The organism is Parafrankia sp. Ea1.12 (genome assembly GCF_900465275.1).
GTDB classification, from domain to species: domain Bacteria; phylum Actinomycetota; class Actinomycetes; order Frankiales; family Frankiaceae; genus Parafrankia; species Parafrankia soli.
Genome location: NZ_UBIZ01000167.1, coordinates 17,544 through 33,955 on the forward strand (window position 1 = coordinate 17,544; position 16,412 = coordinate 33,955).

Annotated in this window: 14 protein-coding genes and 1 pseudogene; 10 read left to right on the forward strand and 5 right to left on the reverse strand. The window is 70.4% G+C overall.

Annotated elements, in window-relative coordinates:
• Window positions 1–371 precede the first annotated feature (371 nt).
• Window positions 372–3,176 (forward strand): GH116 family glycosyl-hydrolase, encoded by a 2,805-nt coding sequence (locus tag FMEAI12_RS04930; protein WP_112105124.1) that lies wholly within the window; start codon window positions 372–374, stop codon window positions 3,174–3,176.
• A 187-nt stretch (window positions 3,177–3,363) separates the two neighbouring features.
• Here FMEAI12_RS04930 and FMEAI12_RS36115 read toward each other — a convergent pair whose 3' ends face one another.
• Window positions 3,364–3,714 carry a hypothetical protein gene (locus FMEAI12_RS36115; RefSeq protein WP_146776636.1) on the reverse strand — a complete coding sequence of 117 codons (351 nt, stop codon included), beginning with the start codon at window positions 3,712–3,714 and terminating at the stop codon, window positions 3,364–3,366.
• Window positions 3,715–3,806: 92 nt separating this feature from the next.
• Here FMEAI12_RS36115 and FMEAI12_RS04935 point away from each other — a divergent pair, with 92 nt between their 5' ends.
• Together FMEAI12_RS04935 and FMEAI12_RS04940 are read left to right on the forward strand one after the other, a co-directional pair.
• Window positions 3,807–4,571, forward strand: coding sequence for an SDR family NAD(P)-dependent oxidoreductase (locus tag FMEAI12_RS04935; protein ID WP_235013713.1), 765 nt, complete (start codon window positions 3,807–3,809; stop codon window positions 4,569–4,571).
• A gap of 214 nt (window positions 4,572–4,785) precedes the next feature.
• Window positions 4,786–5,289: a hypothetical protein gene (locus tag FMEAI12_RS04940; RefSeq protein WP_071066358.1), complete on the forward strand. Its 504-nt coding sequence runs from the start codon at window positions 4,786–4,788 to the stop codon at window positions 5,287–5,289.
• Between the two features lie 497 nt (window positions 5,290–5,786).
• On the opposite strand, the gene FMEAI12_RS04945 is transcribed toward FMEAI12_RS04940, so the two are convergent.
• A complete protein-coding gene (locus tag FMEAI12_RS04945) occupies window positions 5,787–6,365 on the reverse strand; it encodes a TetR/AcrR family transcriptional regulator (protein ID WP_112105138.1) in 579 nt (192 codons plus the stop codon).
• 405 nt (window positions 6,366–6,770) lie between these two features.
• Between FMEAI12_RS04945 and FMEAI12_RS04950 the strand changes: the two genes are divergently transcribed.
• On the forward strand, window positions 6,771–7,187 hold the full coding sequence (locus tag FMEAI12_RS04950) for a hypothetical protein (protein ID WP_112105127.1): 417 nt from the start codon (window positions 6,771–6,773) through the stop codon (window positions 7,185–7,187).
• 77 nt (window positions 7,188–7,264) lie between these two features.
• Here FMEAI12_RS04950 and FMEAI12_RS04955 read toward each other — a convergent pair whose 3' ends face one another.
• The gene (locus FMEAI12_RS04955; protein WP_235013710.1) at window positions 7,265–7,921 is read right to left on the reverse strand and encodes an ester cyclase; all 657 of its coding nucleotides are present in this window, start codon (window positions 7,919–7,921) and stop codon (window positions 7,265–7,267) included.
• A 101-nt stretch (window positions 7,922–8,022) separates the two neighbouring features.
• On the opposite strand from FMEAI12_RS04955, the gene FMEAI12_RS04960 reads away from it, so the two are divergent.
• Entirely contained in the window at window positions 8,023–8,676 is a 654-nt protein-coding gene (locus FMEAI12_RS04960) for a TetR/AcrR family transcriptional regulator (RefSeq protein ID WP_235013711.1), read from the forward strand.
• A gap of 171 nt (window positions 8,677–8,847) precedes the next feature.
• On the opposite strand, the pseudogene FMEAI12_RS39710 reads toward FMEAI12_RS04960, so the two are convergent.
• Window positions 8,848–9,276: pseudogene (locus FMEAI12_RS39710) on the reverse strand (PfkB family carbohydrate kinase); the annotation flags it as partial.
• On the reverse strand, window positions 9,218–9,478 hold the full coding sequence (locus tag FMEAI12_RS04970) for a hypothetical protein (protein WP_112105129.1): 261 nt from the start codon (window positions 9,476–9,478) through the stop codon (window positions 9,218–9,220). The pseudogene FMEAI12_RS39710 and the gene FMEAI12_RS04970, both read right to left, overlap by 59 nt.
• A gap of 807 nt (window positions 9,479–10,285) precedes the next feature.
• Between FMEAI12_RS04970 and FMEAI12_RS04975 the strand changes: the two genes are divergently transcribed.
• From FMEAI12_RS04975 to FMEAI12_RS04995, 5 genes are read left to right on the forward strand one after another with little or no spacing between them, the layout of a single operon-like run.
• Window positions 10,286–11,014: a hypothetical protein gene (locus FMEAI12_RS04975; RefSeq protein ID WP_165938536.1), complete on the forward strand. Its 729-nt coding sequence runs from the start codon at window positions 10,286–10,288 to the stop codon at window positions 11,012–11,014.
• Between the two features lies 1 nt (window position 11,015).
• Window positions 11,016–12,326, forward strand: coding sequence for an ATP-grasp domain-containing protein (locus tag FMEAI12_RS04980; RefSeq protein WP_112105131.1), 1,311 nt, complete (start codon window positions 11,016–11,018; stop codon window positions 12,324–12,326).
• Entirely contained in the window at window positions 12,319–13,833 is a 1,515-nt protein-coding gene (locus FMEAI12_RS04985) for an acetyl-CoA carboxylase biotin carboxylase subunit family protein (protein ID WP_112105132.1), read from the forward strand. Before FMEAI12_RS04980 ends, FMEAI12_RS04985 begins: the two co-directional genes overlap by 8 nt.
• 10 nt (window positions 13,834–13,843) lie before the next feature.
• Window positions 13,844–15,250 carry an MFS transporter gene (locus FMEAI12_RS04990; RefSeq protein WP_112105141.1) on the forward strand — a complete coding sequence of 469 codons (1,407 nt, stop codon included), beginning with the start codon at window positions 13,844–13,846 and terminating at the stop codon, window positions 15,248–15,250.
• A complete protein-coding gene (locus FMEAI12_RS04995; protein WP_112105133.1) occupies window positions 15,247–16,131 on the forward strand; it encodes a GNAT family N-acetyltransferase in 885 nt (294 codons plus the stop codon). The genes FMEAI12_RS04990 and FMEAI12_RS04995 overlap by 4 nt, the downstream gene beginning before the upstream one ends.
• The last annotated feature ends 281 nt before the right edge of the window (window positions 16,132–16,412 follow it).

The window sequence follows — 16,412 nt, forward strand, 5'->3', positions numbered from 1 at the left end:
CCGGTCAGGGCATTCCGCCCGGCGGTGTCGGTTGGCTCCGCCATAACCTGTCGGGGCCCTCCGAGCCGTGGACCAGGGCGTTCGCGGTCGTCGGACTTTTGGGAGATGCGCACCATCCCGCGGGGAATATCTGACATTCCCGGGACGTCGGTTGTGCCGCGACCGTCCTAGGCCCTCGCCACATGGCACGACACCGTTGCTCCACGGCGGAGCTTCGACGGTGTGCTCGGGGAGTGGAACCAGTTCAGCCCTGACAGCGGCGCCTGTTCCTCGGCGGCCACGTCGTGACACCAGCCCGGCGAGGTCATCTTCGCACCGCCTTGCCGGGCCTCGCACCAACAGACGAACTTCACCTTCGGAAGGGCGGCGTGATGGGTGAGAGAGAATTATCCGGCGCACACAGTGGCGGTGGCGTCTCGCGCAGGACCTTCGTGCGCGGCACAGCTGCGGCGGCCGGCCTGGCGGCGTTCGGCGGTGCGCTTGCTGCCTGCACCGGAAGCGAACCCGCGGCCGCAGTGAAGCCGGTCGTTCACCCTGTGCCCGAGGCTGCCTACGTACGCAAGCTCGGCGCGGTGCCGGCGGGATCCTGCAACGCGCTCGGGGATCAGCAGTGCAGGACAGGAGTCCCGAACCCTGTCTTCCGCAGTGTGGGGGCGGGCCTGTCCGTACCCGGTCTGGGCCTCCCACTCGGGGGCGTCGGCGGCGGCTCTTTCATGCTCAACCAGTGCGGGACGTTCGGGCCGTGGAACATGGGCGGGCAGCCGACCACAGAGTTCTGGGAGATGTGCACCCTCACGCAGGCGGCGTTCCACGTACGCGAGGAGGTCGTCGGAGGCGACGGGGGCGTGTCGGTCAGGACACTGGCCGTGCCGCACACCAACACCGCCCCTGACCGCACTTTTGGCGGCGTCCTGCCCGCCTGGAAAACACTGAAGCCCGGGGACGGCAGCTACGCTGTACTATTCCCGTTCGGGTACATGACCTACAACGGCTTCCAGTCAAAGGTCTCCACCAAGATCTGGTCACCGATCGTGGCCAACGAGGACGAGCGCACGTCGATGCCGGTGGCATTCTTCGACATGCTGCTGAACAATCCCACCGAGAAGCCGATCAAGCTTTCGGTCATGCTGACGTTCCCCAACGCCCCGGCCTTCGCCACGGGTTCGGTACGGACTGGTCTCTACAGCAGGTTCGATCGCGATTCCGCGTCGGGTATAGGCGGGGTGACCCTCGGCTCGGACTCCCCGGAGAACACGCCGGACACCGTGACGTCAGAGTGGACCATCGCCGCGCATCCGTTCGCCGGGCAGACGCTCACCTACTGCACCTCATGGGACGGATCGGGCGACGGGAGCGACATCTACGCCCCGTTCTCCGCAGCTGGCGCGGACGGGAAGCTGCCGAACGGCGACATCGACCACTCGGCCTCGGCCGGCGCGGTTGCCGTGGCGCTCACCCTGGAGCCCGACCAGACACAGACTCTTCGCTTCGCCCTTTCCTGGGACTTCCCACAGGTCTATTACGACGGGGAAGACGCTACGACGAGGGCCGTCTGGATGCGTCGGTACACGGCGTTCCTCGGTGGAAAGACATCCCGGACCAACGACTACCTCCAGGACTCGTACCCCTTCAGGCAGGGTTTCACCATCGCCCGGAAGGAGCTGGCCCGGTACGATGACTCTCTCGCCGTCGTCGAGTCGTGGTGGAAGCCGATCGCCGAGAATCCACAGGTTCCGCCGTGGCTACGCAAGGCGTCTCTGAACGAGCTGTATCACATGATCTTCAATGGGTCATTCTGGGAGTCCGGGCTCGTCAGCAACACGATGCCGATGAGTGCCGAGGAGGGCACCTCGCCTCGTTTGGGATCCGCGATCCCGGACACCCACATCTATTTTCACACCGATGGCGGGGGCGGTGGAGCACAGACGAACGAAGTCGACATGGACAGCTCCGGCTACCTCGTCTTCGCGAAGCTGTTCCGCAGCATGGAGCTGGGCCGTGTTCGCCCGCTACTCCAGATGGTCAGGCAGAATCCGCTGGGAATCGGGCGCGTGATTCAGCAGACCTTCAGAAGTTCAGGACCTTACATCACCCAGACGGCGTCGTTCCAGAATCTCCCGTTCTCCAAGCCGCCCACAGCGGGAAATCCGCCCGCTCCGCCCGCCACGGATCTCGGTGATCTGTTCGCGGACGAAGCCGGAGATCCCTTTCGTGACTGCCCGCACAAGCTCATCTACCGAACGTATGCACTGATCAAGTTCTACGACGACGACGATCTGCTGGAATACGGATACGCGCCGATGCTGAAGGCGTTGAAATACTCTCAGTTCTTCCGTCCGACCGGCTCTCACCTGCCGGCGGACCCGGCATCCAACAACCCGCCGAACACCATGGATCAGGCCGTCGTGAACGGTCACGGAATCTACAACTGCGGGCTGTATCTGCTGTCGCTTCAAATCCTCTCGACGCTGACGCCCCAGGCTGCCCGACTCGGTGTCGACGAGGCCACGCCCGAGATACAGAAGGAACTCGACGAGGAGCTGGCGGCGGCGAAGGAGGAATTTGAGAGGATCTTCTGGAACCCGGCCACCGGTCGATACCGCTACTGCGACGGCACCGGCGGGATCGGTGATCGTTCCGGTACGATCAGGGGCCGTTTCAAGCCGGTGCCACCGCCGGACGCCATCTGGCTCGAGTCCTTCGCCGGTCAGCTCGTCGCGATGGAGCTCGGCCTACCTGACGTCGTCGATCTGAACCACGCCCGTACTCACCTGAAGAACACCCTGGATTCATTCATCCGGTTCAGGGATCCCGAGGGGAACCTGATGGGTGGTCCGATCATCCTCAAGCCGGATTTCAGTATCTACCCTAGTTCACTGAGGACCACAGAAATCAACGAAGTGATCCCGGGTATCGCCTTCCTGGCCGCCGCGGGAGCATTCCGAATCGGCGCCAAGGTCAAGGACAAGGGCATCGCGGAGAAGGCGTTGAAGCTCGGTGAGGGGTGCGCGGTCCAGATCTACGACATCGAGAACAACGGTTACGCCTTCGCAACCCCCGAGAGCTGGTTCGTGGATGACCACCATATCTCCAGGTTTCCTGGATACACGCGAACCCGCTCTGTCTGGTCGCTCTACGACGCGGTCAGTGCAATCGCGGTGAAGAAACCGTCCTGACGCCAGTTGATCCTGCCTACCAGGCCGGAGCCCACGCCGGCCTGGTAGGGCGATCCGGACACAGACAGATCAGAGGCTGACGGTGCGACCACTCAACCCGGACCTCATCACGTCAACGATGACCGCGTGCCATCTCGGCCAAGCAGGTATCCCGCGGGAAAGGTGAAGGTATGCCCATCGCTCCGGATCATGGAATAGCGGTCAGTTCGGCCTGGACAACCGGCAGGGGCAGGCCCTGCGCGGGTGAGTTCGTCGCGGGCCACGGTGGCCAGGTCTCAGGGATGTGGTCGAGTGCGAGGCGCAGTTGTTCGCCTTCCGTGCCGAGGAGCTGCTGAAGGAAATCAACCGGTGCCCGTGACAGCGTCCACTCGTTGTCCACAAGGCATCCGTTGGGCCGGCGTAGCCTCCCCTTCGAGGCGACTGGTGGGAAGGGGCGAGACATGAAGCAGACCATCGGTTCCGAATCGGCCGACAAGGTCGGAATCATCGCGCCGGTCCAAAACCGCAGGGCGCGCGTAGCTAACAGCTTCGCGATCATCTGGATCTCCGTCGCCGTCTCCGGATGCAGCCGATGAAGACTGCGGTCGTCACCGGGGCGGGGGTGGGCTCGGAAGGGCCATCACGGCAGAGCTGGCGCGACGCGGCTTCGCGGTCTGGGTGACCGACGTCGAACTCGGCATCGCCGAGCCGGTGATCGAGGGCCTCGGTTCCGAGTGCCGCGCGGCGGTGCTCGACGTCACCGACACGAACGCCAGCCGCGCGCTTGCCGACGCGGTCGTCGCCGAGCACGGTCACCTCGACCTGTGGGTCAACAACGCCGGCGTACTCGCCGTGGGCTACGCCTGGGAGGTCGACGACGCCAGCAACGCGCGTGTTCTCGCCGTCAACGCGACCGGGACGATCAACGGCACGATCGCCGCTCTGGCTCACATGGTCCCGGCGGGGCGGGGTCAAGTGATCAACGTGGTCTCGCTCGCGGGGATCGTGGCGACGCCCGGGCAGGCGGTCTACGCGGCGAGCAAGCACGCGGCGATGGCCTTCAGTCTCAGCACGCTTTTCGACCTGCGGCGCGGCGGCCACCGCGGCATCGACATCTGCGCGGTCTGCCCCAGCGGCGTGTGGACCCCGCTGGTGGGGAACCGCATCGACGATCCCGAAGCCGCGGCCTCCTTCACCGCTCCACTGCTCACCGCCGACGTGATCGGCCGCGTGGTCGGCCGCCTCACCGAACGCCCCCGCCCGGTGACGATCGTGCCGCGCCGGCGGGGTCCGATGATGCGCTTCGTGGATCTCTTCCCTCGCCTCTCCGTGCCCGCGGTGCCGACGCTGATGCGGGACGCCCGACGCCGACAGCAGCGCTACAAGCGACTCACCGAGAATGGCGAATGGCCGTGACTGCCGGCTGACCGCTGATCCGAGGCGGACGGACGGGCTACACCTGAAAGCCCTGGTTTGGAGATCGCGCGGTTGCGCCGGGCGCTCGCGGACCTTCCGCCGCCTGCGGCAGGAACATCATCAGCGTCCTTCGTCAGGTCGCCCTGCCGTTGTGTACTCGAAGGCCGGCGGCCATCCGCCAGCCCCAGCAGGAGGAGCCCGAAGAAGTGAGGCGTTGACCGTGGCGACATCGGGACGGACCCCCGCGCAGCGCCGAGCCGATCGCGCCCGCTGCCCGATCCCGGTCGCGCAGATCCTCGGCATCCCGATCCGCACGGTGGCCGACGCGATGCGGCGGGCGGGCGTCGACGGGCCGCTGACCGTCGCGCAGGCGCGGTCGTGGCGGGCAATGACCAGCGAACCGCCGGGCTGGATGGCCGAGCTGTTCGCCGAGACGGCCGCCCGCAGGAGTCAGCGGGAACACCGCGAGCAACGCCGAACCTTCGAAGCGGAGCACGCCACGCTGTTGCTCGCCGACGAGGTGGAACAGCGGCTGCTGGCCGGCCGGCGGATACGGGGCGACGAGGCTGAGCGCCTGGCCGCGGACCTGGCGTTCCGCGCCTACAAGGAGCTCCTCCGCGGTGCGGAACCCGGCGATCTGCTCGCACTGGACCTCGCCGCCCTGCGATGGGCCGGCATCGACCCCGACGACCCCGGCACCTGGCGCCCGGCAGAGTGAACGCCGACCACCCACCTGATCGCCTTCTGTCTCCAGACACCGTGGACGTGCTCCGCTCGGCCGGCCCGGCTATCGCGCTGCTCGGACGCCCAAGGGGCCGGGCTCAGGCTGTGGTTCCGCCGTCGATTTCGGTTCGGTGGGGGAGGAGGTCCGTGGCACCGGCGGTGGCGGACCTGGGGCGGCGAAGCCCCATGGCGGCCAGGCTGGTGGAGGTCAGCGTGATCGCGCTGAGGGCGGCGATCCGGGCGGCTGCCGTGAACACGCCGGGGGTAGGAGTGGCGTGGGGGTCCGTCGCTCCACCGCGCGCTGCTTCTCACCGTTCCTCTTTGTGGAATGATCGGTTCAGAATTTGACGGGCGGATCGGGTGGCAGGTCGTCAGGTGACAGCCCGTGCGGACGCGGAGAGCGGGATGGTCGCCAGTCGTCGGCCCACGGCCGGTCGACCTGGTCCGGTGCGGTGAGGGCGCGGGGTGGCGGGCGCTCGGTGCGGTGGGGACTCAGCGCAGGAGGGACAGCGCCTGTTCGACCGCCGGCCGCAGACCGCCGTCGAGCGCGGCCGAGGTGCCGACGACCCGCAGCCCCTGCAGGACGACGAGCAGGAAGTCGGCGAGCGCGAGCGGATCGGTGTCGACCGCCAGTTCCCCCTGCGCCCTGGCTCGGGTCAGCGCGGCGGTGAGGGCGACGCGCAGCGTGAACCAGCTGCCTTCCACTCGGCGGGCGACCTGTGCGTCGTGCGGCATGAGTTCCAGCGCGGCACTGACGACCATGCAGCCGCGCTGCCCCGGCGCGGCGGGCTGGTCGGCGTAGCGGCGGACAAGCTGGCGCACCGCGGGCAGTACCGGCCCCGGCTGGGACAGTTCCTCGACGATGGCCGGGTCTCGTCTCTGCACGTACCGGTCGAGTGCGCGCAGGTACAGGTCGTGCTTGCTGCCGAAGCTCGCGTAGAGGCTGGCCCGCCCGATACCCAGCCGCTCCACGAGATCAGCTACGGACGTCGCCTCGTAGCCGCGGTTCCAGAACAGCTCCATGGCCGCGTCGAGCACCGCGTCGGCATCGAATTTCCTCTCCCGCGACACGGTCGCCACACTACCGATTACTGGAACGATCGATCAAGTAATCTTCCTCGCATAAGGTAACCATTTTATAACCTTCTGCACTTAACGCGATATTCGGCGGGCTCGCTGGTCCGACCGGCACGAACGGTCCAGTAGCAGCCCTCGCGACCTTCGGCGCCTTCGACGCGCGACGCCACGACCGGACCGCCCTCCTGCGGCAAGGAGCACGATCCAAACTCGGTGGAGACCTCCACCAGGCGAAAAACAGTGGCGGACCTGTGGTCCGCGTGTGGATATCGGGGCGCATCCGCCGACATCACCGGCATGCTGTCTCTGGGCCGCAAAGATCAGTTACGTCGGAGCGCTGGGCGACGGCCGTGGCTGACGACCCGATCTGTCGAGTAGCTAGAGATCCCTGGAGGCCAGGTGGCGCGTCCCCGCTTCCTCCTCGCCTGCTGTCTGTGCCGCCGAACGATCCCCCCGGACTCGGATGCCTACGCCCTCGACCGGGAGTGGGTCCGCCGCTTCCCCCTGATGGTCGGGACGATCGCCTGCCCGGCCTGCGCCCTCCACGATTTCACCTGGGGGTGCCACAACCGCGAGGACCAGTTCGTCGAGGGCCACCTTCCCGTGGCCGACGGCGGTCCGGACATCGACTCGTGGAGCCACATCGAGAAGTACGGCAGCCAGGGCGGCATCATCCTCACCCATCCCGAATCCGGGCTGCTGCAGGGCGCCGAGGACTACCTGCGGCACATCGCCGGCCGCCAGGGCCTCGACGCGACCTTCACCCGCCGCCTCCAGGCCGCCCTCGACGCCTGGGACGCCTACTCCTCGGTCTGACCCGGCCGCGGATGCTCGTCGCCGGCCGGGTCCGCCGCGAGGCCGCGCGACCGGCGCGGCGCCGGCCGCTGGGGGCGTCAGGCACGGCCGGTGCCGGCGGCCTTCGCGGCGCGCCGGGCCCGCCGGGTGGCGATCGCGCAGCGCAGCAGGAACGCCGGGGTCGGCGGGATCCAGCCGGCCTGCAGGGCCAGTCCCTGGTCGTCGCGCACCGCCCAGTGTTCGACGACCAGGCCGTCGCGGAACCGCAGGAAGTGGGCGTGGTTGACGGTGAACGAGCGGCCGGTGGGCGCGAAGGCGCGTTCGATCTCGCCGTTCGGCGTCCACGCCACCAGGTCGCCGGTGTGGCGGCCCGACATGGTCCCGTGGGTCACGACGAGATCTCCCTCGACCAGGATCTCCTCGATCGTGAAGGACATGTCCGAGAACGCCGTGCGCAGCCAGTGGGCGGTGGCGAGGAACGCGGCGGGGCCGAGTCCGCGAGCGGCCGGCGGCTCGCTCAGCGCCTCGCGGTTGACGGCCTGGGGATGGGTGAGCGCGATGAAGTCGTCGAGGTCGCCCTCGACCATCGCGCGGATGTGGCGGACCGTCACGTCGACGAGCACGCCGCGGTCGAGCCCCGTGGTCGCCGGCTGGGGCGCCCGGACGATGACGGGAGCGACCGCCGGAGCGGCCACGCTGGCCGACGCACCGGTGGCGGTGGTCGAGTTCCGCGAGGCAGTGGTGACCGTGGCCATGAGGTGATCTCCGATCCGTTTATTCAGTACAGCTGGCTGTATCCAAGGATGACAGTAGGCTGTATCGAATTCCATGGTCATCGGACATCGAGGCGGGTCGCGTGTACGACAACCGGTCACGCCAGGTGGCCGCGGGGCAGACCCGGCAGCGCGTCCTGGCTGCCGCCCGCGAGTCGTTCCTGACCCACGGTTATGCCGGGACCACGATCCGGGCGGTCGCGGCGGCGGCCGGCGTCTCGCAGGAGACCGTCTACAAGCGCTTCGAGGGAAAAGCCGGCCTACTCAAGGCGGTGTACGACGTCACCCTCGCCGGTGACGACGAGCCGATCAGTTTCGCGGACCGACCGGAGGCACAGGCGATGCGGGCGGCGGACGGCGCCCGGGACTCCGCCCGGGCGTACGCGGCGATGGCCGGCGCCGTGGCCGGCCGCATCGGCCAGCTGCTGGACATCGTGCTCAACACCCGCGGCGGCGACCCGGAACTCGAAGCGTTCGCCGCGACGATCGACCGGGAACGGCTGCTGGGAGCGACGGCCGCGGTCAGTCACTGGTCGAGCGTCGGCCTGCTCCGCGACGACCTGTCCGTGGACGCGGCCCGTGACGTGGTCTGGACGCTCATCTCACCGGCCGTCGACAGCATGCTGCGCCAGCGCGGCTGGAGCCGCACCGACTACCAGGACTGGCTGGCCCGCACGTTGCTGGCGACCGTGCTGCGCGACGAGGTCACCACCACGGCGGGCGACGCCGGGAGCTGACGCCGCCGGCCGCGGACGGCGTGCCGTCGTCCGGACGGACGCGGTGAGCTCACCCCGGATCGTTCGGGGCGTCGGCGGCCAGCGTGTCGAGTTCGGCGCTGGTGGGGTACCGGCCGGTGCGGACTGCGCGGTGGCGTCCGCGCGCAGCACCCCTGGGCCGGCGAGCCCTTCGCGGGCCAGGGTGTCCCGGGCCAGGCGGCCGGCGTCGTCGTCCGCGAGAAACGTCGCCAGGCGCACCTCGTCGCCCAGCGCCGCCAGGCCTCGCGCGACGTTCCCGCCGACCCCTGCGACGCCGAGGCGCAGCGGGGAGTGGGCGTAGCGCACCGGGCTGTAGTGCACCGGGAAACCCTCGACCGGGATCGTCTGCTGGACGTTCACCACACCGGCGACAACCACGGCGGCCACGGGTCCCAGCCTGCCATCCCCGTCTGCGGCGGTCCGGTACGAAGGCCGGACCGCCGCAGACGTCACCCACCGGCCGCTCGGTCGTTCGCGATCACCGATCGTTCGCGGCCACCGGGCGGAGAAGGCGTCAGGGGTTTCAGGAGGCGGCGGTTCCGCGGTAGCCGACCGGGCCCTCGCCGGGGAACTCGGCGGCACCCTGGAAACGCGCGCCGTCGTCGAAGAAGGTGATGTTCCCGTTGCCCTGCGGGCCTGACCAGCTCACCTGGGTACCGGTGGCCGGCCGGCCGGACTGCGGCACCACGCTGGAACGGCTGCCGATGACGATCTGCAGGTCGGCGTCCTTGCGCCAGTCGGCGTTCTGGCCGCCGTACTGAATCTCCGTGTTGTAAACAGCCATTTTTCTGCCTTTCGTTGTCACACGTCCGTTCCCCGGCCGAGCACTGATCGCGTCGACGTGGGGACCAACAACCCGGAGCAGCCCGATGTGCCGCCGCGGATTTCGTGCCGGCCAACCGGTGTCGCGGGGGCGCGGCGAAGAGCGGGATTGGTGGGCCGTTTCACGGAGGCTCCGATCCGAGCGGGAGCAGGTACACGACCGACTATCTGACAGCCGCGCCGCACCCGGCCATCACCGAGCGAAGTCGGGAGCGTCCGCCCCGAGAAGGCCGACCGGCCGCCGCGATCGTCCGTCACGCCACCGGGTCTTTGTGGTGTCAGAAACGACCAGGTGGGGTCCGGCCGGTGGTGCGAGCCGCGCGGGATCGCGTCAACCAGCCGGCGAGGCGAGGGCGGTGTCCGCAGGCCGGCCCGCCGGCCGGTTGACGCGCGGCGCGCGGTCGGCAAGCACGTACGGCGTCGCGCTGAAGACAGCACCCGCGTTCACCGGCGGGCACGACAGGAAAACCGGTCCATCTGTTGTGGACCGACGGCGCCGGATCCCGGTGTATTGCCGGCCGAAAAGGACGTCGCCGCGACACGCCCACCGGTTTTCGACAGAACTCGATCTTGAATCGAATGGATCTCCTGGTTATGTTCGGTCGCACCGCACGGTCGTCGGGTTTCGGAAGGCGTCACCTGCGTCGGTGCGAGGGAACCGCTCCCGCCGTTCTCCGGAACGCTGGAGGTAACGGAGACGGACGGCCGCCGCCGGCCGCCGTCTCGGGAATGTCGGAGACCACGGTCTGTCGATGCTTGGGGAGAACTCATGTCAACGTTGAGTCGTGTGCGTCTGGAGAACCTCGCCGCCGAGTACATGGAGCGGGAGTTCGACCGGGTGCCCCGGATGCGTGAACTACACGAAGGAACCTGGATCGAGCGCGACTACTACGTCCGTCACATCGTGGAGACGGTGCTGCGCATCCGCCTCAACAACGAGGTCGACACCTACGCGCTGTTCCGCGTCGGCTCGAAGGACGACTCGCTCGCCGCGAACCTCGCGAAGTACCTCGCCGAGGAGTTCGGCCACGAACACATGTTCACCCGCGACCTCGTCCGGTTCGGTTTCCCCGTCGAGCAGCTCGACCGGACACCGGTCTTTCCGTCGACCAACAAGCTGATGGGTTTCCTCCGGCTGGCGGCGGACAAGGAGGGCCCGGCGCCGACGACGGTGTGGGACTGGTTCGTGGAGTGGTACTCCGACCGCTACAACCAGATCATCACCACCAGGGCGGCCGAGGAGTTCGGCGCGGACCTCGTCCGCGGGTCGCAGACCCACATCGAGTTCGACACGACCCACGACCACGACGACCTGATGTTCCGGGTGGTCAGCCGGGCGGTGGAGACCTGGAGCACCGCGGCCACCGCCGAGAGCTATCTCGACACCTTCGTCTCCCTCATCGGCGACTACTTCGGTGAGCTCCACGCCGCGACGGCGCGAGACCAGGGCCAGGACCAGGACCGGGACCGCTCGTCCGCCCAGCTCGTGAGCTCCTGACATGTCCGGCGCACCGTTCACCGACCGGCCGCCGGTGACAGCCACCCCCGCGGCGACAGCGGGCCAGGGCCGGGGCCAGGACGGCCCCGGGACCGTCGTCGTCGTGGAGCCGATGTCGGCGGGGGAGGCACTCGTGAAAGCGGCCACGGACCTGGGGTTCGAGGTCGTGGTCGCGTCGTTCGACGCCGAGGACCGGACCCTGTCACCGTCGGTCCGGCGCGCCGGCACCGTCGTGCGGGTCGACACCAACGACGACCGCGCGCTCGACGACGCCGTCCTCACCGCGGTCGCCGGCCGGTGGGTGGCGGCGGTGCTGCCCGGGTTCGAGTTCTACGTCCCCGCCGCCGCCCGGCTCGCCGCCCGCCTGGGCCGGCCGACGCTGCCCGTCCGGGCCGCCGAGGCCTGCCGCGACAAGGAACTCATGCGCGGCGCCGTCGCCGCCGCGGGTCTGCGCGTGCCCCGCCACGCGGTGGCCGCGACGGCGGCGGAACTCGCCGCCGCCGCCGACCACGTCGGCTTCCCGTGCGTGGTCAAACCGACCCGTTCCGCGGGCAGTGTGCACGTCACCCGGGCGGACACCCTGGCCGACCTGCGCGCCGCCCACCGTCGGATGGTCGACGACCCGCGCCGTGACCTGGGCCGGGCACTCGACGGCCGGGTCCTCGTCGAGGAGTACATCGCCGGACCGGAGGTCAGCGCCGAAGGCTACGTCACCGACGGGCGGAGCACCGTCGTGGCGGTGACCCGCAAGATGCTCGGACCGGAGCCGTTCTTCGTCGAGACCGGGCATCTCGTGCCCGCCGACCTCCCGCCCCCGGCCCGCGCGGAGATCGACCGGTACGTCGCCGCCGTCACCGCCGCTCTCGGCGTCACCACCGGGCCGTTCCACTGCGAGCTGCGCCTCGCCGGCGGAGGGGACCCGGTACTGATCGAGCTCGGCGCGCGGCTGCCCGGCGACCACATCGTCGACCTGGTCGAGGCGGTGACGGGGGTTTCGCTGCCGCGGGCCGCCGTCGCCCTCGCCGCCGGTCTCGACGCCGACGTGGCCGTGCGCGCCCCGCAGGCCAAGCACGCGGGCATCCGGTTCTTCACCGCCCCCGGGCTGGCCAGCTACTCGTCGGTCCGCGGCCTGGACGCGGTGGGGCGCGAGCCCGGCGTGTGGGACGTCGCGGTCGCGGTCGCGCCGGGTGAGCCGATCGCGCCCCCGGAGGACTTCCGGTGCCGGCTCGGCCACGTGCTCTTCGTCGCGGACTCCGCCGCCGAGGCGGAGCAGCGCTGGCACCATCTCGGCGAGCAGGTGCGCTTTGACTAGGCCCAGCCCAGGGGCCGGGGCCGGGCCTGGATCCGATTCCGGCCGGATCCGCCCGGGCACCCCGGTTCACCTGGTCCTCAACCGGTTCGGTGACGAGTTCGGCGACTACGCGCGCTACACCCCGCCGGGCTGCCGGCTGGTGCACATCACGACCCCCGGCGGTCTGCCGGCCGTCGACGGCAGCCGGTTCAAACGTCCCGCGGACGCCGACGAGCCGCTGGAGATCGCCGTCGTGCCCGACACCCGGTTCGAGACCGTCCTGCCGGTGGCGGGGGAGCTGGCGGCCCGGTGGGGCCCGTTCGCCGGCGTCGCCGGCCTGTCGGAGTACGACCTGACCACCGCCGCCCGCCTGCGCGAACACCTGGACGTCCCCGGCGCCCGGCCCGCCTTCGTCCACCGTTTCCGGGACAAGCCGACGATGAAGGCGATGGTCGCCGCCGCCGGACTCGCCGTCCCCCGGTTCGTCGAACTCACCTCGGCGACGGACGTTGACGTCGTCGTGGAACGGCTCGGCCTGCCGCTGATCCTCAAACCACGTTCGGGGGCGGCGTCGGTGGGCGTGGTGAAGGTGCGCTCCCGGCTCGGGCTGCACGCCGCCCTGTCGGCCGTCGACCCGCCAGCGTCCAACCCGTCCGACCCCGGGACGGCCGGATCCGGGGCGGGGAGGTTCGAGGCGGCCGGGTTCGAGGCGGAGGAGTACGTCGACGGGCCGATCCTGCACGTCGACGGGGTCCGCCGCGGCGGACGGCTCCGTTTCGTGAGCGTGTCCGAGTACGTGCACACCTGCCTGGACTTCGTCGCGGGCGCGCCGCTGGGATCGGTCCTGCTCGACCCGGGACGGCGACGTGACCGTGCGGTCGCCTTCGCCGCCCGCTGCCTGGACGCGCTGGAACTGGCCGACGGCACGTTCCACCTCGAACTGATCGAACCGGCCGCGGGCGAACTCGTCTTCCTCGAGGTGGGTATGCGCTCCGGCGGCGCCGAGGTTCCGTTCCTGCACCGTGACCTGTTCGGCGTCGATCTCGTCGGTGAGGCGTTCCGCGCCGCGCTGGACCTGCCACCCCTCGGGCCTCTGCCGGCCCTCGGACGTCCGCCGGCCGGCGGGCCGCTGAGCGAGGGGCCCCGGGGGGAGGGGCCGGCGACCGGCCTCGCGGCGCCGTCCGGCGGGTGGCTGATCTTCCCGGAGCCACGGCCCTGGCCGAGCCGCCTGGTCAGCGTCACGTCGATGCGGCACCGGGTTCCCGAGATCGTCGCGGAGCGCATCCCCGTGCCGGGCCGGGTCTTCGACGGCACGGGCGGCTACGAGGACGTCGGCGGGAGCTTCCGACTGCTGGGACCGGACGAGGCGACCGTCCGCGCCGCGATCCTCAGGATCATCGACGGCTACCGGATCGTCACGGAACCACTGGTACCGGCGGGGCGGTCAGCACCGGCGGCCACAGCCGAACCGGCGACGGCGACGACGCCGGGGTCATCGCCGTCCCGGACCGTCGCCGCCGCCGGATGACGTGCGCACCATGACACCGGGCGACCACGACGACGGGGGGCGCGGGGGGCCGCTGCGGACCTACTTCGTGCTGCGCGCGGTGGGGGCGCTGGCGAACCAGCTGCTGCAGTTCGCCGTCCCCGTGCTGGTCTACGAGGCGACGGGAAGCGCGACCTGGTCCGGGGTGGCCCTGTTTGTGGAGTGGCTGCCCCGGCTGACCTCCCTGCCCCTGGCCGGCCCGCTGGTCGACCGTTTCTCGCTCCGGCGGGTCTACGTCGTCAGCGACGGGGTGCGGTGCGCGGCGGCCTGGCTCGTCGCGCTGCTCGTCACGGTCGACCCGTCGGCGTCACGGACCGGCCTGATCGTGCTGGCCCTGATCGCCGGGGCGTCGTTCGAGCAGTCGTTCGTCGCCGGCGAGAAAGCCATGCTGGTGCTGGTCGTCCCGGCGCGGATGCAGCGGGCGCAGTCGCTGCTCGGCGGGATCGACCAGGCCATGCTGCTGGCCGGGCCGGCGGTGGGCGCGGCGCTCCTGCCGGCCGGCCCGGCCGCGACCGTCACGGTGATCGCCACCCTGTTCACCGTCAGCCTGCTGCTGGCCCGCACCCTCCCGCGCACCGACCACCCCCCGGCGGATGGGGCCTCGGGTGTCGGCGGCGACGCGGCCGCCCCCGCGACGACGCTGCGTCTCGCCGACCTGCGGTCCGATCTCGCCGCCGGTGTCCGGCGGGTCTTCGGCTCGCCGGTGCTGCGGCTCGTCGTGGCCGTCGCCTTCACGGTGAACCTGGCCCTCGGCCTGCTGCTGGCCAGCGGCCCCGCGCTCGTCCAGACCTCCCACGGGCGCAGCGGCAGCGCCCTCGGAATCGTCTACCTGCTCGGCGGCCTCGCCTCGATGGCCGTACTCGCGGTGACCAGCCGGGTGATCAACCGGATGGGGCTGGTCGCGGTCGGCGTCTGTTCGGCCCTGCTCTCCCTCGCCGCGTGCACGGCGCTGGGTGTCGCACCGGGGTTCGGCTGGTTCGTGGTGCTGGCCGTCGCCTTCCTGACGGCCGAAAGCGTCTTCACGGTGTTCATCCGCGTGGTGCGGGCCCGCCTGGTCCCGGAGGCGGAGTTCGGCCGGGTCGTCGGCGTGGTCGTGCTGTTGAACCTGGCCTCGATGCCCCTGGCCGGCCTGCTGGTGGCCGCCGGCGCGGGGTTCCTGCCACTTCCGTGGCTCGTCACCGCCAGCGGGGGCGTCGCTCTGGTCGTCGGTGCGGGCCTGCTGTGGCGGCTGTGGCAGCTCATGCCGCAGACCCGGACCTCGGAGGCGGCCGCGGACCGTCGCTGGGTGGTCCACGCCCTCGAAACCGTCGCCTTCGAAACCGTCGCCCTTGAAACGGCTGTCGTCGACGGAACCGTCCTCGACAAGGCCGTCTGCGCACCCCAGCGGGAGACCACGTGAGCATCACGCACCCCCACGCCGGTTTCCGGCCCCGGGCGGACGTCGCCGTCCCCGTCCGGTTCGTGGTCGGCTCGGCCCGGGACACCCCGCTGCGCGTGGTTTTCCGGCCGGCCCGCCCGGAGGACCTGGCGGACGTCCACTCGATCTCCGACCCCCAGGCCGTCGAACCGTCCGCTGCCGCACCTTCCGCCGTCGGACGGATTCCCGTCCGGCGCGGCCCCGGTGACGTCGCCGACACGGCGGAGTTCCACGTCCTGACGGTGGACGACGTGGTGGTGGCGACCGTGGGCCTGCGACCGCTGACCCCGGAAGCAGCGGGAGCAGCGGGGACGGCGGGGACGGCGGAGCTGCACGACCTCTGGGTGGCGCGTGACTGGCGGCGACGCGGATTCGGTCGACTGCTGCTGGCCTGCGCCCTCACCCGGGCCGCGGCGGCCGGCTTCGACCAGGTCGTCCTGCTGCCCCGGGCAGCAGCCGGATGGTTCCACCGCCACGGCTTCACCCCGGTGGGCCTCGACGCCCTCCCGGCGGACCGCCGGGCGTTCCTCGGCGAGTCCCACGGCCCGGGTCTCCTCGGCCGCGGCAGCGAACCCGGCCATCCCGTGGACCTGCTGTCCCGGCTGTCGGACCTGCGGGTGACGTTCACCCGCTCGGGCCGGGAACTGCGCTGGGATCCGGCGGAGGACACGATTCTCCTGCTCGCCGACTCGGCCGGTGTCCAGCTCGACTCGATGTGCTGGAGCGGGGTGTGCGGCACCTGCCGGTCCACGCTGGTGTCCGGGACGGTCCACTACCTCTCGGACCCCACGTGCGACCTGGCCGAGGGGGAGATCCTCCCGTGCGTCACGGCCCCGGTCACCGACGTCGTCCTCGACGCCTGATGGGAGCTGCCGGGTCGGTGGTGGTGGCCGGTCGCTGGTCCGGCGTCATCGGATCCGACCTGGTCGCCCGTCAATTATGTGGCGGGGCGTGGCGATCTCTGCTCGGGTTGTCAGATGCGACAGCGTTACGACGATTTCGCTGACTGGTACGACGCTTATGCGACCCGGGGTGTGGGACTGCCGTTCGCCCGTGCCGCGGACCGCCTCCTGGCGAGGCTCCTCGGCCCCGGCCGCGGCCGTCTGTGCCTTGACCTGGGCTGCGGCGGCGGTGCGCACGCCCC